Here is a 20,168-nt window from a genome sequence, read left to right as displayed (position 1 = left end):
GTTAGTCATTTCAACAGTTTTAGATTATGCAATTTGCTCATTTATTATATTACCGTATCAAATAATTATCAAGGAGTATTTTATGATTTTCCATTACTCTTATTTATCATTTTGAAACTCAGTCAGTATCGCAGGCTCCGATGCGCTGGTCATCCTTAACTTAATGTCCTGTTCGATCTCCATAATATAAAGGTTAAAGCCTTTAATACTTCTTGTTCCTCCCTCAATCCCAAGCTCTATCTCATAATCCTGGGCGGAGAATAGGGTAACTATTTCATTTGACTTTAGCCTGATCTCATCACCTTCATGAAGAACCTGAAGCTTTGACCTTCTGCAGCTTCTTACAATAAAGTTGTAGTCACGGCAATCCAGTGAATTCTCCGAAGTGGTCTCCCATGACCCATCAAAGTATTCAACATCATATTTCTCAAGCTTCCTTGAATAAAGACCCTTATGGGATACTGAAAGCCCCCCCTCCAAGGGAAGCAGGTACCTTTGATATCCGCTGAAGTCCGAGAATGTGGATTCTGTTCCCGTAAAGGTTGCAGATGATATACGCCACAGGAAGTCCCTGTCTGCAAAAACAGCATCCTCAGGATAGATTGCCAGCTGGATGGTTTCTCCTCCAGCCCATTTAGTTGTAATGAAATCATCTTTTGTGATCGTCTTTTCCCTCATTTTTTGCACCTGACCTTTACTTGTTGGGGTCTTCCCCCTAGTCTATCTTCAAATCTTCTATTGCCTTGTTGAACTCCTGGATATTTTCTTCGCCCTTAACCAGTGGAAGATTTGCCTCAATGTTCATAATACATCCGTTTGTTCCATCCTTGGCCAGTTCATAACCTATAACAAGGTCAGAGTGACAGTTTGGATTTGTTTTTCCATCAAGCTCGATTCCGATTTCGTAGACCCTTTTGCAAAGCTTTGCATTTTCCATTGGCGCCGTGGCTCCCACAACTCCAGCATTGGCGATTGCCCTTTTTCTGGTCTCCTTCTCCTCATCCGTATCCTTAGGGAGCTTGAATGCGTCAATAATAACCCCGTAAGCGTTAGCATCCTCCACTATACCTTTCAATAGTTTGTCCCTGATGTCCTCTAGTTCCTTGGCTATTTCCAGTTGTCTTTCAGGTGCAATTCCATAATCCTTCTTTGTTGAAAGCTTACAGACCATCCCTATCAATCCACAAGCCAAGGCTCCAGACAGTGCCGAAGCACTTCCTCCTCCAACTGTAACATCATCAGTATCCAAAATCAGCTCCATAATATCCTTATAATCCATTTTACTACCTCCTGTTTACACATTTGTCAATTATCCCTAAGCTAATGGGCTCGCACAATTCGAACCCATTAGCTGTAAAGCTCTGTGTTTTTATTGTTCGTCCAGAAGTCTCTTCTCAAGAATCTGGTCGATTCCAAAGTTTTCTATCTGCAGGTAGTACTCGGCAACATCAAGAAGTGACTTCATCGGAATTGTTCCGATAACCTCACTACCCACAACATTGACTCCGTACCTTCTTGCTTCCATTTTGACCATCTCAAAAGCCTGGTAAACTGATGTCTTTTCGTAGTTTACAAGGTTCATGGAAACCTGGGTCTGATTTCTTTCCTCAAGCTTAAGGCCAATTCCCTTTACAAACCTAAGTCCACCACCGATGTGTCTAACCTTCTTCGCGATTGCATTTGCAATCTCTACATCCGGAGTATCAAGATTTATGTTGAATGCAACAAGAGGAACCCTTGCTCCAACTGCTGTAGCTCCGCTCTTTACATTCATCTCCTGAGGTCCGAAGTCAGGCTTCCACTCTTCCTCCTTGATCTTGTCGAAGAAGCCCTCGTATTGGCCTTTTCTGACCTTTGCAAGATTTTGTCTCTCTGGCTTGGTAGCTGAATCCTCATACATGTACACAGGGACTCCCCAGCTTCCAATCTCAGCAGCAACTTCGTTTGCTATCTCCTTGCACTCTTCAATGGTAACATTTGATACAGGTGTAAATGGAATTACATCAGTCGCTCCCATTCTTGGATGAGCACCCTCGTGCTTGGACATGTCAATAAGCTCTGCTGCCTTCTTTGCAGTGTTAATAGCAGCTTCCTTGATCTTCTCAGGTGAACCGATCATTGTCAGGACTGATCTGTTGTGGTCCTTGTCAGATGAATAGTCAAGAATTGTTATGCCTTCAATCTTTCTCACTTCATCAATAATCTTTTCAACAACCTCCAGATCTCTTCCTTCACTGAAATTTGGTACACATTCCATTAATTTTCTCATAATAGCCTCCTATTGTTTTCTAGAAATAAAATGCCTTCTATCTATAATCTAAATGATTTACATCAAGTTTTCAACAAATGTTTTTATGAACCATATTGTCTGTGGCTGGTAGATAACATCTACCAAGAAAGCTCCTACTATCGGAACAATCATCATCGCCTTTCTGCTCATGCCATACTTCTCATTTACCGCTGTCATGTTGACTATTGCTGAGGGCGTTGCTCCAAGTCCGTGACCACAAAGTCCAGCACACATAACCGCCGCATCGTAGTTCTTTCCAAGGATTCTGAATACAACAAAGTATGCTAGAAGTGAAACCAAAAGAACCTGTGACATAACTACAACGAACACTCCACCGATTAGTCCTGACAGTTCCCAAAGCTTCAATGTCATTAGAGCAAGTGAAAGGTAAATATTAAGGGTTACATTACCTATTTCATCAACAAGTCCAAAGTCAAACCTGTACAGGTGCAGCTTTTCATTGAGGTTTCTGACTATAACTGCTACAAACATTGCACCTACATATGTTGGGAATCCCATGTTGATAATATTTCCAATCCATCCAGCAATAATAGTACCAAAGGCCATACAAATGAAAATTACAGATACATTCTTCATGATATCAAGTGAGCTAAGTTTTTCACCGGTCGCTACGTTGATATCTGTAACTGACGAATCAAATGCAGAATCCTCTTCAGGCTTCAGATTATGCTTCTCAATAAGTCTTCTACCAAGTGGCCCGCCTATTAGTACAGCAGAAATAAGACCGAAGGTTGCTGCCGCCGCACCAACAAGTGGTGCGATTTCATACCCCATTTCACCAAAGGTGGTACCATATGAAAGAGCTGCTCCGTGCCCACCTATCATTGAAATCGCACTTGATAGAAGTGCATATGGAGCCTCAAGTCCCAAAACCTTGGAAAGTCCTATTCCCAAAGTATTTTGAAGTATAGAAACAAAGCCGGCAATCAGCCAATATACAATAAGTAATTTCCCACCCTTTACGAGAAGCTTGTAGCTGGCACCTAGTCCAACAGTTGTAAAAAAGGCAAGCATAAATGTGTTCTGGAATATGTTGTCAAAGCTAAATGCAAATGCTCCTGTCAGATGACCTATCCAAGTGATAAACATAAATATGAATCCCCCAATAACCGGTGCAGGGATACAATACTTGTCCAGAAGAGTAACCTTGTTCTTCACAAAATAACCCAAAAGCAATAATGATGCAGCAAGAGCCAATGTGACTGCAGAATTTACATTAATCATTGAAATACCATCAATAATTTCAAAGTTCATGACATCCTCCTAGTTTTAAGTTTAATTTAAGTATGTATTCGTACTGAAATTTAACTTCTACCCTCCTCGTTCAAATTTACAAAATATTAAATGATTTCAATCTTATTCAAATGCAAGAGCCATGCCAACTTATTGGTTTAAGATAGGATGTCTAAATTGCTGATTTTCTAGTAGGAGAACATAAAGCAGACTACATTTTGTGCATAAAACAACCCTGCAATTTTTGCAGGGCGCAAAATTTGCAGGGTTGTTTTTAAAGATTGTACTCCTTTATTTTATATCTTAAAGTTCTTTCTCCGATTCCTAGGCTGTCGGCGGTCCATTTTCTGTTTCCATTATTGTTCTCAAGGGCAAATTCAATCACCTTCTTCTCAATCTCCTTCATGCTCTCACCCTTGTATATTCTTAGGAATTCATCATCTGCCTTTTCTGTCCGAAAAAGTGGTTTCTGCGGGCTTATATGCAATGAGTCCGAATCAATGTAGTCTGAGATGCTTAACAGAACCGCCCTCTGGATTATGTTCTCAAGCTCTCTGATGTTACCCTGGAAGCTGTAGTTGCTGAGAATTTCAAAGGCGTCATCAGTAATTCCATTTACTTTCTTGTCAAAAGAGATATTGTACTTGTCAATGAAATACGGCACCAGGTACCTAAGATCATCAATCCGTTCCCTTAAAAGAGGGGTGACTATGTTTATTACATTGATTCTATAGTAAAGGTCCTCACGGAAGTTTCCGGCTTCAACCTCTTTTTTGAGATTCCTGTTTGTTATGCATATTATGCGTACATCCACCTGATAGCTACTTGCATCACCGATTGGCCTAACCTCCTTGTCCTGCAGAAACCTCAACAGCTTCGACTGCAGCCTCAGATCCATTTCACCAATCTCATCCAGAATCAGGGTTCCCTTGTCCGCTCTTCTTATTACTCCCATCTCATCCTTCTGGGCACCTGTAAATGACCCTTTCTTATATCCAAACATCTCGCTTTCCAACAGTTCCCCAGGCATGGCAGCACAATTTATGGCAACATACGGTTTGTCTGCACGGTTGCTGGTTCCGTGGATTTTCTGTGCAATCAATTCCTTGCCCGTACCGCTTTCACCTGTTATGAGAATTGTTGCGTTGGTATCCTTCACCCTGTCTATAATCTCGTTGATTTCCCTTATCCTAACGGAATTACCTATGATGTCCTTTCTGATATGACCCTGAAGGCTATTGATCTTCTTCATCATATCCAACTTTTCATTGGCTGTATTAAGTAGAAGCTTAAGTTGTTCATTGTCAATGGGCTTGGTGATAAAGTAATAGGCTCCCGCCTTGATGGCTTTAATGGAGTTTTCAAGGGTTGAATAGGCAGTCATGATTATGATTATGGCCTTTGGATCAATTTCAAGAAATTTGCTCATTAGGTCAATACCATTTTCATCCCTAAGCCTTAGGTCCAAAAGAACCAAACTGATTTCCTCGTTCCTTAATATATCTAGCGCATCCTTTGAATTTTCACTTGTATATACCTGAAATTCATCCTCCAGCAGAAACCTTAGGGATCTAAGAATTTTAGGCTCATCATCCACAATCATAAGTTTATTCATAAATGGTCTCACCCCTTTTCACCCTTACTCTAACATACATTCCCTTGTTTTCTCCTCCGCTTTCAGCAAAAATGCTTCCACCGTTGTCGTCTATTATCTGCTTTACCACAAACATTCCCACTCCATTCCCATATTCCTTTGTTGTGTAGAAGGGCTCGAAGATATACTGAAGCTTATCCTGATTCATTCCATATCCGTTATCCCTAAAGTAAATTTCAATGAAATCTCCATCCTCAAATGCTGATATTTCTATCAAAGGCTCCTCCGCATCCCTAACGGCATCATTACTGTTTAGGAGGATGTTAATTATTACCTGCTTAAATTGTGCCATGTCAAATTTTATAAACAATGACCTTTCAATATCCACTTCAATCCTTATATTGCTTATATGAAACTTAACAAGCTTGATGGAGCCCATGATCTCATCGTACAGATTTATATCTGAAATAACCGGTCTCCTGGGTGAAGTGTATTCCATAAACTCCTTGATCAAACCGTCTATCCTGTCGATCTCAACGGGAATATCCTCAGATGCTGCGAGCATAAACTCCCTGTTGTCCAGCTTGTCCCGAATCTGGTTTGTATATATCTTGATTGAGGTCAAAGGATTTCTTATCTCATGGGCAATTGATGAAATTATCTGGTTCATAAACTGCAATTTATCGTAGTGTCTCAGCTCATACATCAGAGCCCTCTGCTCCTCTGTCTTTGCATGGATAACCTTTTTGAGCTTGTCATTTGCGCTTTTGATTATTAATATCAGCACAATCAAGGCACCAATCAATCCAAGGGTCATTTTCCAAAGAAACTCATAATTTGTCTTGGTGTTCTTGATAGGCGTCCCGAACCACTTCCTGTATAGTGAGTCATACATGCCATTTTCCTGGATTTCTATAATGCCTTCATTTAACTTCTTCATAAGTTCCGTGTTGTTCCTATGTACCGCAATTGAGTACTTCTGCTCGTTGATCGAATCCCCGACAATCTTTACAAGCTCAATTGAATTCTTCTCCTTGCAAAGGTAATTCACAGTCAGTGTATTTCCAACCAACGCATCCACCTCCCCACTTAACAGGCTGTCCAGGGCTTTTCCCAGGGTTTCGTATTCAATTATTTTTGCATCCCTTATACCACTTATCTCCTCCAGAACCGTGTCCTCCTTGTTAAGTGCAACAAGTTTTCCAGCAAGGTCATTTTCGTTCCTTATATCAGTATTCTCATCCAGAACAAATATGGACTGGGAGTTCATCAGCAGGGACTCGGAAAATAAGAATTTGTTCCTTCTTTCATCAGATTCCTTCATCCCCTGAATAATATCCGCCTTTCCCTGGTGCACTGAAACATATGCATCCTCCCATTTCATAGGCATGAACTCAAATTCCATTCCTGTGACTAAGGCTATTGCCTTTAGGAGATCTACATTGAAACCTTTGAAATTCCCCTCATCATCAACGTATTCATAGGGTGGGAAATCACTGTCACCAGCAACTCTGTAGACCTGTGCCAAACCATAAGATGGTTGGATAAAAATTAATCCCAATGCTATACATAAAATTAGTATCACTTTCTTCATAAGAGTCTCCCTGTTAAGATAATATATTTAACATCTCTATAAATTCCAGACCTTTGTATTATAGCATCTTTTAGTTGATATGTGGAAATTAGAGTGCCAAAAAAAGCAGACCATACTCCAGGTCTGCTGATTTTGCATATTCAAATGTGAGTATCTCTTTCTATTTACTTCCGTAAATATCCCTTACCAGTTCATCCAGTTGTCCCAACTCCTCAAGGATCTCTTTATCAGGCTTTCCAGTTTCCATATCAATTCTTGCAGCTTCAAAGAAATTCCTGCTAAGTTTCTCCTCATCCACAGTTATTCCTTCCAGAGGTCCTGCAGTCTGTGGAGGATCTCCAACAGCTCTATTTGTCATTGTAAAGTCAGATGGCTTGAGTCCTTCCCTCAGGTTGAACGCATGTCTCAACAAATAGATTCTCCACCCAGTCTCATGTACTTTTTTCTCGTCATACTCAATCCCTGTTATGGCAGTCAAAAATTCATTCTGTGCTTCAGGAGGAGCAGCATACGCATTAAACACGCATAAGCTACTGGCATTCATAACCTCGGTGTTTGTTGTAAACCCCAAGTCAGTCTGCCCTGTATCCTCATAGTTATACTTGCTGGGGTCAGTACTCATCATCTGGATGAGTCCAAGACCTCCCTTTACGTGCCTTCCTGGAGTTGGGTCATATTTGTAGGTTCTTGCAAGCCCCGGTGCATACTTGGGATCATGCATGGGCAGCTCTATCCCTGATGCAGTCTGAAGGAGCTCCTCTCCTTTTCCCCAGTGCTTGGCAGCATAGGCTGAACCATTTGCAAGGACCGCTCCGCAACCTTCACCATCTGCCATTTTCTGAAGCAGCTCTACCATTGCTTCGCCGTTGCCCCATGTAAGGTCTATTCCATCAAGCTCTTCCTTACTTAAGACTCCGTTGTTATAGCATTCCATTGCCCAGGCAACTGTCATTCCAGCTGAAATTGTGTCAAATCCATATCTGTTGCAGATCTCATTGCATTTGAGTATGGCATCGGCTTCACCACATAGGCATGTACTTCCGAATGCAGCTGTTGTCTCGTACTCAGGCCGCTCAGTATTCTCCATTGGCCATCTTCCTTCATTCACGGTGTATTCTGCACCGCATCCCAATGGACATGCTGAACAATTATATTTTTTGGTCTTATACTTGTCTATTGTGGTTGCAGTTACCTTCTCGGCATTTTCTTCACCGAAGTCCACAATGCCAACACCACCCCAGTTTTTAACCGGTGAATCTCCGCTGAGTGCAGATGCGGCTGTCCCAACGCCTGTACCAAAGGTACCAAAGGCTTGTGCCATGTCACTGGTCTTCATGAAATCCCCGATTTTCTTGTTGATCTCAAGAACCTTTTCGGGGTTGGCTACAGGTATTTCGCCTGTTCCCCTAACGGCGATGGCCTTGAGTTTCTTGGAACCCATTACCGCTCCTCCACCGCCTCTACCTGGAGCACGATGGCCATCATTGATTGGACAAGAAATAAGTGCCAGTTTTTCTCCAGGTGGTCCTATTGCTGTTACTCTGACCCTAGGCTCGCCAGTCTCTTTCTTGAGTGCCTCCCAGACCTCCTTTGAATCCATTCCCCAAAGACCTGAAGCATCCCTTATTTCAACCTTGCCATCCTTGATGTAGAGGTAGACTGGCTTTTCACTTGCACCACTTATAAAGAGGGCATCATAGCCTGCCTTCTTGAGCTCCGGCCCAAAGTAGCCCCCGGAGTTTGCGTCATTCCATCCGCCAGTCACAGGAGACTTATGTACAATTGTGTATCTTCCTCCGAAGAAGGCCTTTGTTGCGCTTGTTGGTCCTGTAATAAAGCCCATTACGTTTTCAGGACCCAACGGATCAACTCCAGCAGGCATCATCTCATAGAGGATTTTAGCCCCAAATCCATAACCTCCTACAAAATACTCAGCCAGTTCCTTTGACAATTCCTTTTCTTCAATGCTGCCATCTGTAAGGTTTACAAATAGCATCTTTCCAGCATAACCGTATAGCATATCCATCCTCCTCTACAATTATCATAATTTTCCAACTTATTTAAATTATACTCCTATTTTTGGATTTCAATTGTTACAAAATCCTCTCAGTGTCTAAGTTTTGTACATAGATCTATATGTGTACAAAACCCTTGGGTTTGTTCAAAGTTATCAATACCATGAACAACCCCAAGGGTTTTAAATTCTTTAATTCTTGCAACTACATTTTATATGTTTCTTTAAGAAAATTAGGAAGGAAATCAGACAGAACATTTGCAATAACCCTTGTGGCACTTTCTGCAGATGGTTTCATCCCCATTCTTATCCAGTCAATTGCCGGACCAGACAGAGTATGTGCCATAAGGTTCACTACGAAGGTGAAGTTGAACTCATCCTCAAGAAGTTCCTTGTACTGATGATTCTCCTCTGCAAATCTACAAAGATAGGACTCCATGTCCTTCCGATTCCAGTTGTACAGAAAATCGGAGAGACTGTTCTGCCCTTCGTACTTAAAGGCATTAATATAGAAATCCTTGTCCTTTTCAATTGCATAAAAAAATGCAACCGTATCCCTGTAGATATCCCTGGGCCATTTTTGCTCGAGATTTACCATTACCTCATTCTTGAATACCCAGGACACAAGATTTTGCTTGTCCCTGAAATGATAGTAGAAGCTATGCCTGCTCATCCCGCAGTTATCAGTTATATCCTTGACGCTTACATTCTCAAGTGGAGTTTTGGCAACTAATTCCTTAACAGATTGAGCTAAAACCTTCTTTGTCATGTCAGCCTTCATAAACTCACCTACCCGACTTATGAATAAATCCTTTATCCATCTTCATTTAGTTCTGAAAATCGCTTGGCTACTTATTATTCCACCTAAATATTATCACATAAAACTAAGTCAGGGTACCATAATATGGCTACCCGCCCTAATAAAAATCAATGTTATTCAACTCTCCAGGTTTATCTTCTAAGAGATTGAGGCCTTGTATATCTCTGTAATTGAATTTACTAGCATATCGTTGAATTCCTTCTCACTCTGGTCAACACTTAGACCTTCCACCAGGGCTCTTGAAAAGCTTGCAATCAGGCCTGAGTTATTGTACAGGAGTCTTACAGCTTCCTCCCTGCTATAACCACCTGACAATGCAACTACACGCATGACCTTTGGATGTTCAATCAGTTCTTTATAGAAACCATCCACACTAGGCAGTGAAAGCTTTAGCATAACCTCTTGTCCCTCAGAAAGACTATCCAAGTGTTCCAGGATTTCTTTCTTTAGTATCTCTTCAGATTCCCTTTTATCTGAACTGTTGATGTCCACTTCCGGTTCAATAATCGGAACCAGTCCCTTTGCCATTATTTGATTTCCAATTTCAAATTGCTGCTGAACGATTCTTTTAATGGATTCTGGATTGGCCTTTTTTATCACCGATCTCATCTTGGTGCCAAAAATGTTTTTCTCCACAGCTCGATCCAACAGCTCTCGCAGCTCTGGAATTGGCTTCATAAGCTGTACTCCATCCTCTTCATCCGCCAGTCCCTTATCAACCTTAAGAATTGGAACTATTCCCTTTTTCTCCCATAAATAATCCCCCGTAAACAAGCCCTCCACCTTACGGTCCATTGTCTGTTCAAAAAGAATGGCTGCCAATATATATTCTGAGTTGAAGCCTGGACTTGTCATAATCCTGGTTCTCATTTCATGAACCAGATCAAACATCTCTTCATCACTGCTATACTTGTCTTCAGTCACCCCATAGCCCAGCAAGGCCTTTGGAGTGCTTCCACCACTCTGGTCCAGTGCAGCTACAAAACCTTTTCCTTTCTTCATTACATCTCTTTGATTTTCATTCATAATATACCTCCCAAGTATCAGTATTCCAGTCTTATTTATCTGTTGTCACTTTTTTTATACCCGTAATGTACAAAAGTACTCCTTCTAAAGATACTGGTGGATGATTCCCAATAATTGAAGATCAAAATTCAAGCCATGAAAAATGCTCCGTATGAAAATCAGACTTTCTGAATTGATTCCTCGTAATCTTTAAGATTCCTCTTCAATAGGTTCGGCGTATCCAAGCCGTATGGACAATTATCGGAACAATGACGGCATTCTATGCATTCTTCAATTTTTTTCATCTTTCTTTGCCAATCCTCACTAAAAAATACTTTGGTTGGTGCTCTTCTGATCATAAGAGACATTCTCGCTGCATTGGTAATATCAATATCAGCTGGGCATGGCAAGCAGTAGCCACAGCCTCTGCAAAAATCACCAGAAAGAATCTTCTTGTCATACTCAATCAGTTCAAGCATCTCAACTGTCATTTCAGGAGGATTGGTTGTGTAGCCCAGGAATTCATCCAGCTCTTCCAGCTTCTGCACTCCCCAAATAGGTAATACATTATCAAATAATGATTGATGTGCATAAGCTGCCCTTGAATTGTTGATTAATCCACCAGCCAGTGATTTCATTGCAATGAAGCCAACTTCTCTTTCCTTGCACATCCTAACAAGACTTAGCTCCTCCTCTGTTGCCAAGTAGCTGAACGGGAATTGTATGGTCTCATATAAACCAGATTCCACAACTTCCAGTGCAATTTTCATCCTGTGATTAGTGATCCCAATATGCTTGATAAACCCATTCTTCTTGGCCTCTAGCATAGCTTCATATAGTCCTGTCCCATCCTTGGGCTTTGGGCAAAAGGATGGGTTGTGAAACTGATATATGTCTATGTAATCAGTCTTCATTGCTTTAAGGGATTCTCTCAAGTCAATCCAAAACTCATCTGCATTTTTAGATTTGGTTTTTGTTGCAATATGCATTTTATCCCTCACATGGGACAATGTCATTCCAATTTTCTCTTCGCTATCACTGTATGCACGAGAAGTATCGAAAAAATTTATGCCTCCTTCATATGCATGCAACAATATTTCCTTGGCATCCTCGCCGGAAATCCTTTGTATAGGCAAAGCTCCAAAACCATTCTTATTTGCAATAATACCAGTTTTTCCAACTTTTACTGTCAACATGTTACCCTCCCAAGTTATAAAGTGTTGATTCCAGCTCCAATCAACACTTTATAACTATATTGTAATGTTTTTCATCAAATATTGTAAGCTTAATGTGCCAACTACTCCAAGCATAAGAAAAAACGAAAGTTAATTCCATTAATTATTAATGTTCAAAAAAACAAGCAGACCAAGTTTTAGCCCGCTTGCTATTAATGCTACCCCTAATTTTTCTTACAGTTCAATTCTCTTGAAATCCTCAACCTGCTCCTTGATCGCAACCTCAGTTGGCAGCCTCTCAATACTTGAAGCTCCAAAGAATCCGGACACTCCCTCTGTTCTATCCAGAATGTATTTTGCATCTTCTGGCATTGCAATTGGTCCACCATGGCAAAGGACAATGACTCCTGGGTTCACATACTTTCCTGCATCACAGATTTCCTGTACCCTAACAACTGACTCGTCAAGGGTAAGTGCAGTCTGGGCACCGATAGACCCCTTTGTTGTTAGCCCCATATGAGCTACTATTATATCTGCACCAGCCTCCACCATCTTCTTGGCCTGCTCAGTGTCAAACACATATGGAGCAGTAAGCATCTCAAGCTCATGTGCCTTTCTTATCATCTCAACCTCAAGGTCATAGCCCATCCCAGTCTCCTCGAGATTCTGTCTGAAAACCCCGTCAATCAGTCCAACAGTTGGGAAGTTCTGAACGCCTGCAAAGCCCTGAGCCTTCAATTGCTCCAGGAACTTGTCCATGACTCTGAAGGGGTCTGTTCCGCAGACGCCAGCAAGAACTGGAGTATCCTTTACAATCGGCAACACTTCACTGCCCATGTCAACAACAATCTGGTTAGCATCTCCATATGGAAGCAGTCCGGCAAGGGATCCTCGTCCAGCCATTCTGTACCTTCCTGAGTTGTATATGATAATTAGGTCAACTCCTCCCTTTTCAGCGCTCTTTGCAGAAATTCCAGTCCCAGCGCCTGCCCCGATTATCGCCTTTCCACTTTCAACCTGCTCTCTAAGCCTTCTAAGTACCTCGTGTCTATCCATCAATTATCACCCCTCAATTAATTCCACTAGCTTCCTGGCAGCTGACAAGGCAAAATCCTCGTCATTTATGTTGTTGTCCATTTCAATCAACTCGACCCTTGATCTGTCGATATTCTTCCTTAAAACATCAAAGAGCATCTGGTCCTCCGCTGGTCCATAGAACGGCTGACCCTCTGCATCAATCATGGAGACTCCCTTAAGAGGAAGCATCAGTGCCGTTGGACCCTCGGTCATGTTAAGCTTCTCAGATATTATCTCACCCAGCTGCCCGTTCTCCTCAACTGTTGTTCTCATAAGGGTAACGGTTGGGTTGTGCTTATACAGATTCCTGTCCTTAAATTCCCTAGGGACAGTATCAATAGGTCCGTAGTTTACCATGTCAAGTGCACCCACTGAAACCACCTGTGGAACCTTTGCCTTTCCGGCAGCCTCAAGTCTGTTTGGGCCTGCGGCAAGAACTCCTCCAACCAGCTCATCACACCACTCGGTTGTGGTAAGGTCTAGAACACCTACAAAGTATCCTTCCTCTATCAGCCTTTCCATGGTCTTGCCCCCGGTTCCTGTGGCATGGAACACAAGAACCTCATAACCCTTCTCCTCCAAGTACTCCCTGGCCATGTTGACACAAGGGGTGGTCACTCCAAACATGGTAGCGGCAATAAGAGGTTTCTTGGTCAATGACTTCTCCTCGTGCTCCAGATTAACCATCCCTGCAACTGCAAGGGCAGCGTTTGTAAATATCCTTGTGGATATTGAATTAAGGCCTGATACGTCAACTATGGAGGGAACCATCATAATGTCACTTGTCCCAACATACTGGGATACGTTCCCTGAAGCCACTGTTGAAACCATAACCTTTGGAACTCCAACAGGAAGGGCCCTCATACCAGGTGTTACAAGGGAAGTACCTCCTGTACCACCAAGGGAGATTATCCCATCAAACCTTCCCTCGGAATATAGCCTTGGAATGGCCTTTTCCATGGCCCTTGACATGACCTCTGTCCCCAGTGCCCGGTCCTTCTTTCCTGCAATCTCAACAAGGTTCTCACCTATATCAGCGGCAATGTCAATGCTCTTTACATCTGTGTGAATTTCTGGCTTGAACACCCCGCAGTTGATTGTAAGGGTATTTAGTCCAACACCCTCAAGTACCTCCTTCACAAAGGTTAGCTCCTTCGCCTTGCTGTCATATGTACCTGCAATGGCAACGGTTTTCATCAGCACCACTCTCCTTATCACATTATTACAGTAACCTAAAAAATACTCGCCATTACTCATATACCAATAAATGTGTAAAACAAAACCTCTTACCCAAAATATTTTCATTGTTTCAAGATTTAATTGACGGATGTAATGGAACTTTAATAATATTTCCATTCTACTCGGGTAAGTTATCAATAAGAGCGTTATATGGAATTGAAAGGAGAGATAAAAGTGGTTATTAGAGGAAATTTAGCAAGCAAAATTACTCTAGCTATTGTCGTTATAGCCATGACATTTAGTCCGCTAACCGTACTTGCAGATAACCATATTGAAGAATTGGAACTTCAAGATCTACTCCCTCAGTACAACAACTTTGAGTGGACCTACCATGGAAGTGTGGAATATGGACACGATATGCAAATAAGCAGTATGATGATAAATGAAATGTCCACCAACTATGCAATTGAGGGTTCTGTTCATGACATGTCAGGAGGAGAATCGGATATGGACTATAGCCTAAACCTAGATTACTCGGTTCGTTCTGATGTTATCATCCAGACAAAGTCAGAAGAAGTGATGCTGGATTCAGAATACGATGAGATTGAGCTTATAAGGACACCCCTTAAGGAAGGTACATCCTGGTCTCAGGAAGTGGAAAATTCAGAAGGAGCTACAACACTGGAGTCCAGAATCACAGATGTTGAGAATACAGATGAAGGCTGGATCTTTAAAGTAAGGTATGAGGACATTAACAGTGACTACTATGAGGAAAGAAAAATCCAGGAAGGTGTTGGAGCCATCTCCTTTGAAAAGCTAATGTTCTTTGAGGAAGATTCCTATCCCATGGGATATTCACTTTATGAAGCAGCTTCAGGTGTTGAATTGGATATAGACTTTTCTGATGTTTCAGGTGATGAATGGTATGTAGACCATGTAGCCAAGCTGGTCACTCTGGCACTTATCGAAGGTTATCCAGATGGAACATTCAGACCTGATGGCCAGATCACAGTTGCAGAATTCATTAAAGTAGCGGTTGAATCCCTTAGTTACTATCAGGAGGGAACATCAAGTGTATGGTTTGAACCTTATGTTTCCAAGGCCCTTGAACTTGGACTGATTGAAGAAGGCGAGTTTGAGGATTACAACCGTCCGATAACACGACAGGAAATGACAAAAATCATTATCAAGGCAACTGGTGAAGAGCCTCAAAGTGGTCAGCTGAGCTTTGCAGATAGTTCTGAGGTTGAAGCCGAGTTTGCACCATATATCTACACAGCAGTTGAACTCGGCATAATAAAGGGCTATCCATCAGACAACACCTTTAGACCAGATAGGACAAGCACAAGGGCAGAGGCATCCAAGCTGTTTGTAATATTGGTTGAGGAACTGATCAATATGGAACCATTTACAGCAGAAGAAGCCCTTATATTGGAGGTAGAGTTTGAGAATAGACTCTATCATTAAACAGAGGCTGACAGCTGGGTTGTTAGAGATTTTGACACCAAGGAGGACCTGATTGAATATATCTCTGAAATCGCTGACCGTAGCCTTGTGGAAGAATATGTAGACACCTACTATGATTATATGGACGGAGAACTTGTAATCCCACCAAAGGATGGAATCACTCGAATCATCGAAGATCGGGAATACATTCTTGAAATGATCCATCCGAGAAAGCATCAGCTGACCCAGGAGACAACCACCGAGATGGTCGGTCATTACACCCTCACCATAACCTACAGTTATGAGAACCAAAATTGGGTCATTGAAGACCGTCATCTGGAGGTTCATGAAATAGGGTAATTAAAAAAACTTAATCATTCACATTGTAGTTAGGATTGATTGAATATACCTCTCCTGGGTATGCATTGTATAAGTATAGAAAATATTTAAAGGAGGATTTAGATAAACATCCAATATAAAGTAAAGACCGGAAAAAGTTATGAAGAAGTATTGGAAGCATTAAAGAAAAGTCTAAAGGAAAGAAGCTTTGGATTGTTATGGGAAATGGATTTCGAGGAGACATTAAAAAGCAAAGGACTGGATTTCCAGGGAAATTTTAAGGTTCTTGAGGTATGCAACCCCAAGCAGGCCAAGGATATTCTGGAAACCAATATGGAAGCGGGTCTGTTCCTCCCTTGCAAGATGGCGGTATATGAGGATAAGGGAACAGTCTTTCTGGGTCTTCTAAGACCAACTGAACTAATGAAGGCCTTTGATGATGGCAAACTATCTGAGATTGCATCTAATATCGAAAAAGACTTGATGGCAGCCATGGAGGATGCCAAGTAAGGTAGAGTAAAATTAAATGAGATCATTTGTACAGTATATCAAAGGCTACCAGGATCTTTTTCCTGGTAGCCTTTGGTTATGTCTTTTTAAATGACCTCTGTAACTATTGTCTCTCAGACTCTATAGCCCAAATAAATCATTCACATCTTCAGTATCAATTTCCCTTTTGCTCCTTTTGCCCGCATTTTTAAGCATGTTATCTAATTTTCGCTCCATAGACTTTTTCACTAGTTCCTGCCCATCGATGTCCCTTAGCTCAAAGAAAAGCATAGGGTCAGCATCCAGTCTGGATCCTATTCCATAAAGAACTGCTGCCACGTGTTTACACATAACTGCCCAGTCCGGGCAACTGCAGCCAAAACGAATTTCACCAGGTGAAGGAAAGAGTCCATACTTCTTTTCAGTAAAGAGAACCTCAAGTTCCTTGGGAAATTTACCATCGACCAGCTGTTCAAGGGTTTCAATCCTATTGTTGCATATTTCCGTAACCCGGTCCCATTTTTCGCTGCTCAAGGTATCAATCTCGATTCTAACTGAGTACTGCTTTGAGCCGCTTCCTTGCACCAGAGCCAGAACTGAACCTTTCGATATCCTAAGGTCCAGCACAGCATTGTTTCTGACATAGCTTCTTCCTCTTTCAATCCTGTTGCTGTAGTCCGCATAACTTTCCAGGTTTTGGTTCCATGCCTTACCCCACCAGTTTCTGGCAAGAGTCCTTCCCTCAATTATCACAGGCTCGATATCTGGATTCTTCTTTCGCAGCTTCTCCAGTGCCTTCTTAGCTCTAGCCTTCTTCTCAGCTACCGAGGGCTGTTTAGGATAATCGTTCCGACTCATTTCACATCACCACCCAACAAAAATAGCTCCATAAGCTGATCATTGTCAAACTCTGTAATCCACTGTTCTCCACTGGAGCTTAGAATGTCACCTGCAATCCTTTGCTTCTCCGCTATCATTGCATCTATCTTCTCCTCAACTGTTCCCCTTGTTACAAACTTGTGTACCATGACATTCTTATTTTGACCGATGCGGAATGCCCTGTCTGTGGCCTGATTCTCAACAGCCGGATTCCACCATCTGTCAAAATGAATCACATGATTGGCAGCTGTAAGGTTAAGTCCAACTCCTCCTGCTTTAAGTGAAAGAACCATATACGGAACGTAATGTTCTCCATTGAACTTCTCAACCATTTCCTTCCTTTTTTTTACAGGTGTGCCCCCATGCAGCACCAGGCCCTCCCTCTGGAATATTCCCTCAAGAAAGTCTGAAATCGGGTCGGTCATCTCCTTGAACTGGGTGAAGACAATGACCCTCTCCCTTTTTTCGTGGATAGTTTCACATATTTCTCCAAGTAGTTCAAACTTTCCGCTATTCTCAGGCTTGAACTCCTCTCTACCCAGATACTGATCCGGATGATTGCAGATCTGCTTGAATTTCACGATGCTGGACAGTATAAGTCCTTTCCTTTCAATCCCTTCAGAGGATTCAAGAGTTGATGCTATCTTGTCAACCAGCTGCCTGTAAAGAGCCACCTGCTTTTTGGACAGGGCGGAGTACTCGTTTATCTCCAACTTGTCAGGAAGGTCAGAGATGATACTCTTGTCTGTCTTCAATCGTCTAAGGATGAAGGGCTGAATCATCTTCCTCAGTTTTGCATAGCCTCTTCCATCTTCAGCAAGCTCCTTTGCGAATGTTGTAAACTCTTTCGAAGACCCCAGCAGCCCCTGATTAAGAAAATCAAATAGAGACCACAGGTCCCCCAAGCGGTTTTCAATAGGTGTACCTGTCATTGCAATCTTAACACTTGCGGATATCTCCTTTACAGACCTTGTCTGCTTTGTTCTGGGATTCTTTATTGCCTGAGCCTCATCCAGAATCAGGTAATCCCAGTTCCTTTCTCTGATATCATCCATCCTGGATACCATCCCATAGGTTGTTATATACAGAAATGTGCTATCATTTTGGTCCATATCCATTGAAATGGCTCCCGCGCTTTTGTGTAGGATCTTATACTTCAAGTCAGGTGCAAATTTCTCGATTTCATTCTGCCAGTTTCCAATCAGGGAAGCTGGGATTACAAGCAACCCCTTTCCTCCGCGGTTGACTCTGGAGTACTCCAGAAAAGCTATAACCTGTACAGTCTTGCCAAGTCCCATATCATCTGCAAGGCAGGCACCAAATCCGAATTGTGACATCTGGTGCAGCCACTGGTATCCTTTCTGCTGATATTCCCTTAGGGTTGCATGAAACGTAGGTGCAGTATCAATCGATTGTTTGTACATTGGATTGGCCAGAGTATCCTTCATAGCCCTTAACCACTGTCCATTTGTTACTGATACCTCTAGCTCCTCTGAGGAGATGTCCAGGTAGTCACCTATGCTTAGCTCCATTCTAATGGCATCCCCAAGAGACAATACTCCGCCTTCGGAAAGGTCCTTAACCCTATTAAAAGCCTCCAATGCAGCTTCCAGCTTTTCTCTGTCTATTTCAACCCACTTGCCCTTATACTGAACCAATCCTTTTGCCATCTCCAAAAATTCCTTCAGTTCCTTCTCAGTGAGCTCTTCTTCCCCAACCCTTAATGTAGGAGAAAAGTCCATAATTGCATCCAATCCTACCTTAGAAGGTTCTTTCTCTCCTATAGTCACTGAAAGCTGAATTGCATTGCTTTTCTTCCTCCACCAATCAGGCACCCTGCACATTATGCCCACCTCTTCGTAAAATGGGATCTCTTTCAGGAATGTGTAGGCCTCATCTGCAGTGAATTTTAATGGAGAGAAAAGTTCTCCACTTTCCATTAAATCTGATATCAGCTGACTCTTGTCCGATGCCTTGATAACTGTTGCCATCAAAGATAGGAGAAGTTTATCATCACCCTTGTATTCCACAAGGGCATTCTTTAAAGGAGTGTGCAGTGCCTTTTTACTCCTTTCCGGTTTGGTTGAGTAGGTGGCCATAAATGCAAAAGGATAATGGTCATCCTTGTTTTCCACCAGGTGGAAAAACACTCTTCCAGCTACATTTATATTTGAGTTATACTCTGCAAAATACCTGGCAACGGTACCATCATACTCCTTGATTTCATTATGGAAAACAACCATCAATCTATTCCATAGTACTTCCACCCATTTTGAATCAATGTACTCCATGCCAATTACAAAGGGCACACCTTCGATCAACCTGTCAAGCTCATCAGAACTCAGTTCCACCTTAGTAGACTCCCGGCTGAGTTCTATGTCCGATTGTTGAGACAGCTTCTTTATTAGAAGGTCTGAAATGGTATAAAGGTAACCAAGGGCAGGTGAAAACCACTTGGCCTTCTCCAGGAAACCAAGGTGATACAAGGCTTCGTATTTGCTTCTGTCAAACCTCAGTATCCAATTCTTAAGGGGATCTTTCTCATCAAGACCTAATATCCCAATATCTTCTGGCGTTTCCTCTATTATAAATCCTTCCGGAATGAAGAAAGCGTTAAGCTCTATTCCTCCAACTGATTTCTTAAGTGACATGTACAAATCCCCCATTAATAGCTTTCTTTAACCCGGTAGCTATTTCAGATTTTTATTATATTAGCACCTAAAAAGGCAAATCATCATCCTCATCTAGCTCGTCTTCCTTCTCGGGTATCCCAGGTTTGTAATCGTCTCCTTCAAAGCTTCCAAATGGAACACCACTCTCAGTGAAGCCTGCTATGAACTCCATTCCATAAAGACTTTTCAGGTAATCCTCATACTGCTCCTCGGTCCATATTTCAACTTTATCTTCTTTCTTGTTCTTTTTCTTCTTTTTTCCCATAAATAATTTTCGACTCCTCATTAAATGAGTAACACCAAATCTTCTCCTATTCTAGATACTAAAGCAGCAAGAGCAA

The 20,168-nt window shown here is 41.9% G+C and carries 18 protein-coding genes; 3 read left to right on the top strand and 15 right to left on the bottom strand.

What is annotated here, in order from left to right; translation table 11 throughout:
• Nucleotides 1–99: 99 nt before the first annotated feature.
• From ACKVDP_RS09065 to ACKVDP_RS09010, 12 genes are all read right to left on the bottom strand, one after another.
• Complete coding sequence (locus tag ACKVDP_RS09065; RefSeq protein ID WP_409228506.1) at nucleotides 100–678, bottom strand: HutD/Ves family protein; 579 nt, start codon at nucleotides 676–678, stop codon at nucleotides 100–102.
• Nucleotides 679–715: 37 nt separating this feature from the next.
• Complete coding sequence (locus ACKVDP_RS09060; RefSeq protein ID WP_409228505.1) at nucleotides 716–1,279, bottom strand: cyclodeaminase/cyclohydrolase family protein; 564 nt, start codon at nucleotides 1,277–1,279, stop codon at nucleotides 716–718.
• Nucleotides 1,280–1,369: 90 nt separating this feature from the next.
• Nucleotides 1,370–2,269, bottom strand: coding sequence for a glutamate formimidoyltransferase (gene ftcD, locus ACKVDP_RS09055; protein WP_409228504.1), 900 nt, complete (start codon nucleotides 2,267–2,269; stop codon nucleotides 1,370–1,372).
• A 57-nt stretch (nucleotides 2,270–2,326) separates the two neighbouring features.
• Complete coding sequence (gene gltS / locus ACKVDP_RS09050; protein WP_409228503.1) at nucleotides 2,327–3,565, bottom strand: sodium/glutamate symporter; 1,239 nt, start codon at nucleotides 3,563–3,565, stop codon at nucleotides 2,327–2,329.
• 253 nt (nucleotides 3,566–3,818) lie between these two features.
• Nucleotides 3,819–5,159, bottom strand: coding sequence for a sigma-54-dependent transcriptional regulator (locus tag ACKVDP_RS09045; protein ID WP_409228502.1), 1,341 nt, complete (start codon nucleotides 5,157–5,159; stop codon nucleotides 3,819–3,821).
• Complete coding sequence (locus ACKVDP_RS09040; protein WP_409228501.1) at nucleotides 5,152–6,732, bottom strand: transporter substrate-binding domain-containing protein; 1,581 nt, start codon at nucleotides 6,730–6,732, stop codon at nucleotides 5,152–5,154. The genes ACKVDP_RS09045 and ACKVDP_RS09040 overlap by 8 nt, the downstream gene beginning before the upstream one ends.
• A gap of 160 nt (nucleotides 6,733–6,892) precedes the next feature.
• The gene (locus tag ACKVDP_RS09035) at nucleotides 6,893–8,752 is read right to left on the bottom strand and encodes an aldehyde ferredoxin oxidoreductase family protein (RefSeq protein ID WP_409228500.1); all 1,860 of its coding nucleotides are present in this window, start codon (nucleotides 8,750–8,752) and stop codon (nucleotides 6,893–6,895) included.
• Between the two features lie 199 nt (nucleotides 8,753–8,951).
• A complete protein-coding gene (locus ACKVDP_RS09030) occupies nucleotides 8,952–9,527 on the bottom strand; it encodes a TetR/AcrR family transcriptional regulator (protein ID WP_409228498.1) in 576 nt (191 codons plus the stop codon).
• Nucleotides 9,528–9,704: 177 nt separating this feature from the next.
• Nucleotides 9,705–10,592, bottom strand: a complete 888-nt coding sequence (locus ACKVDP_RS09025; protein ID WP_409228497.1) for a fructose bisphosphate aldolase — start codon at nucleotides 10,590–10,592, stop codon at nucleotides 9,705–9,707.
• 158 nt (nucleotides 10,593–10,750) lie between these two features.
• The gene (locus tag ACKVDP_RS09020) at nucleotides 10,751–11,767 is read right to left on the bottom strand and encodes an aldo/keto reductase (protein WP_409228496.1); all 1,017 of its coding nucleotides are present in this window, start codon (nucleotides 11,765–11,767) and stop codon (nucleotides 10,751–10,753) included.
• A 213-nt stretch (nucleotides 11,768–11,980) separates the two neighbouring features.
• Complete coding sequence (locus ACKVDP_RS09015) at nucleotides 11,981–12,802, bottom strand: phosphoenolpyruvate hydrolase family protein (protein ID WP_409228495.1); 822 nt, start codon at nucleotides 12,800–12,802, stop codon at nucleotides 11,981–11,983.
• 6 nt (nucleotides 12,803–12,808) lie between these two features.
• The gene (locus tag ACKVDP_RS09010) at nucleotides 12,809–14,020 is read right to left on the bottom strand and encodes a Tm-1-like ATP-binding domain-containing protein (RefSeq protein WP_409228494.1); all 1,212 of its coding nucleotides are present in this window, start codon (nucleotides 14,018–14,020) and stop codon (nucleotides 12,809–12,811) included.
• 216 nt (nucleotides 14,021–14,236) lie between these two features.
• On the opposite strand from ACKVDP_RS09010, the gene ACKVDP_RS09005 reads away from it, so the two are divergent.
• The 3 genes from ACKVDP_RS09005 (at nucleotide 14,237) to ACKVDP_RS08995 (ending at nucleotide 16,297) form a co-directional block, all read left to right on the top strand.
• Nucleotides 14,237–15,469, top strand: coding sequence for an S-layer homology domain-containing protein (locus ACKVDP_RS09005; protein ID WP_409228493.1), 1,233 nt, complete (start codon nucleotides 14,237–14,239; stop codon nucleotides 15,467–15,469).
• 87 nt (nucleotides 15,470–15,556) lie between these two features.
• Nucleotides 15,557–15,808 carry a hypothetical protein gene (locus ACKVDP_RS09000; RefSeq protein WP_409228492.1) on the top strand — a complete coding sequence of 84 codons (252 nt, stop codon included), beginning with the start codon at nucleotides 15,557–15,559 and terminating at the stop codon, nucleotides 15,806–15,808.
• 150 nt (nucleotides 15,809–15,958) lie between these two features.
• Nucleotides 15,959–16,297, top strand: a complete 339-nt coding sequence (locus tag ACKVDP_RS08995; protein ID WP_409228491.1) for a DUF302 domain-containing protein — start codon at nucleotides 15,959–15,961, stop codon at nucleotides 16,295–16,297.
• A 120-nt stretch (nucleotides 16,298–16,417) separates the two neighbouring features.
• Here ACKVDP_RS08995 and ACKVDP_RS08990 read toward each other — a convergent pair whose 3' ends face one another.
• The 3 genes from ACKVDP_RS08990 to ACKVDP_RS08980 all read right to left on the bottom strand — a co-directional run bounded on the left by ACKVDP_RS08990 (nucleotide 16,418) and on the right by ACKVDP_RS08980 (nucleotide 20,092).
• On the bottom strand, nucleotides 16,418–17,134 hold the full coding sequence (locus ACKVDP_RS08990; RefSeq protein ID WP_409228490.1) for an SWIM zinc finger family protein: 717 nt from the start codon (nucleotides 17,132–17,134) through the stop codon (nucleotides 16,418–16,420).
• Nucleotides 17,131–19,806: a DEAD/DEAH box helicase gene (locus ACKVDP_RS08985; protein WP_409228489.1), complete on the bottom strand. Its 2,676-nt coding sequence runs from the start codon at nucleotides 19,804–19,806 to the stop codon at nucleotides 17,131–17,133. The genes ACKVDP_RS08990 and ACKVDP_RS08985 overlap by 4 nt, the downstream gene beginning before the upstream one ends.
• A gap of 67 nt (nucleotides 19,807–19,873) precedes the next feature.
• Entirely contained in the window at nucleotides 19,874–20,092 is a 219-nt protein-coding gene (locus ACKVDP_RS08980) for a hypothetical protein (protein WP_409228488.1), read from the bottom strand.
• Nucleotides 20,093–20,168 lie beyond the last annotated feature (76 nt).

The organism is Gudongella ferriphila, from assembly GCF_046224405.1.
Lineage (GTDB): Bacteria > Bacillota > Clostridia > Tissierellales > Tissierellaceae > Gudongella.
This window is presented reverse-complemented; position numbering and strand designations above follow the sequence as displayed.

Coding starts and splice junctions, on each gene's coding strand:
- ACKVDP_RS09065 (WP_409228506.1), bottom strand. CDS start 678: ATGAGGGAAAAGACGATCACAAAAGATGATTTCATTACAACTAAATGG.
- ACKVDP_RS09060 (WP_409228505.1), bottom strand. CDS start 1,279: ATGGATTATAAGGATATTATGGAGCTGATTTTGGATACTGATGATGTT.
- ftcD (WP_409228504.1), bottom strand. CDS start 2,269: ATGAGAAAATTAATGGAATGTGTACCAAATTTCAGTGAAGGAAGAGAT.
- gltS (WP_409228503.1), bottom strand. CDS start 3,565: ATGAACTTTGAAATTATTGATGGTATTTCAATGATTAATGTAAATTCT.
- ACKVDP_RS09045 (WP_409228502.1), bottom strand. CDS start 5,159: ATGAATAAACTTATGATTGTGGATGATGAGCCTAAAATTCTTAGATCC.
- ACKVDP_RS09040 (WP_409228501.1), bottom strand. CDS start 6,732: ATGAAGAAAGTGATACTAATTTTATGTATAGCATTGGGATTAATTTTT.
- ACKVDP_RS09035 (WP_409228500.1), bottom strand. CDS start 8,752: ATGCTATACGGTTATGCTGGAAAGATGCTATTTGTAAACCTTACAGAT.
- ACKVDP_RS09030 (WP_409228498.1), bottom strand. CDS start 9,527: ATGAAGGCTGACATGACAAAGAAGGTTTTAGCTCAATCTGTTAAGGAA.
- ACKVDP_RS09025 (WP_409228497.1), bottom strand. CDS start 10,592: ATGAATGAAAATCAAAGAGATGTAATGAAGAAAGGAAAAGGTTTTGTA.
- ACKVDP_RS09020 (WP_409228496.1), bottom strand. CDS start 11,767: ATGTTGACAGTAAAAGTTGGAAAAACTGGTATTATTGCAAATAAGAAT.
- ACKVDP_RS09015 (WP_409228495.1), bottom strand. CDS start 12,802: ATGGATAGACACGAGGTACTTAGAAGGCTTAGAGAGCAGGTTGAAAGT.
- ACKVDP_RS09010 (WP_409228494.1), bottom strand. CDS start 14,020: ATGAAAACCGTTGCCATTGCAGGTACATATGACAGCAAGGCGAAGGAG.
- ACKVDP_RS08990 (WP_409228490.1), bottom strand. CDS start 17,134: ATGAGTCGGAACGATTATCCTAAACAGCCCTCGGTAGCTGAGAAGAAG.
- ACKVDP_RS08985 (WP_409228489.1), bottom strand. CDS start 19,806: ATGTCACTTAAGAAATCAGTTGGAGGAATAGAGCTTAACGCTTTCTTC.
- ACKVDP_RS08980 (WP_409228488.1), bottom strand. CDS start 20,092: ATGGGAAAAAAGAAGAAAAAGAACAAGAAAGAAGATAAAGTTGAAATA.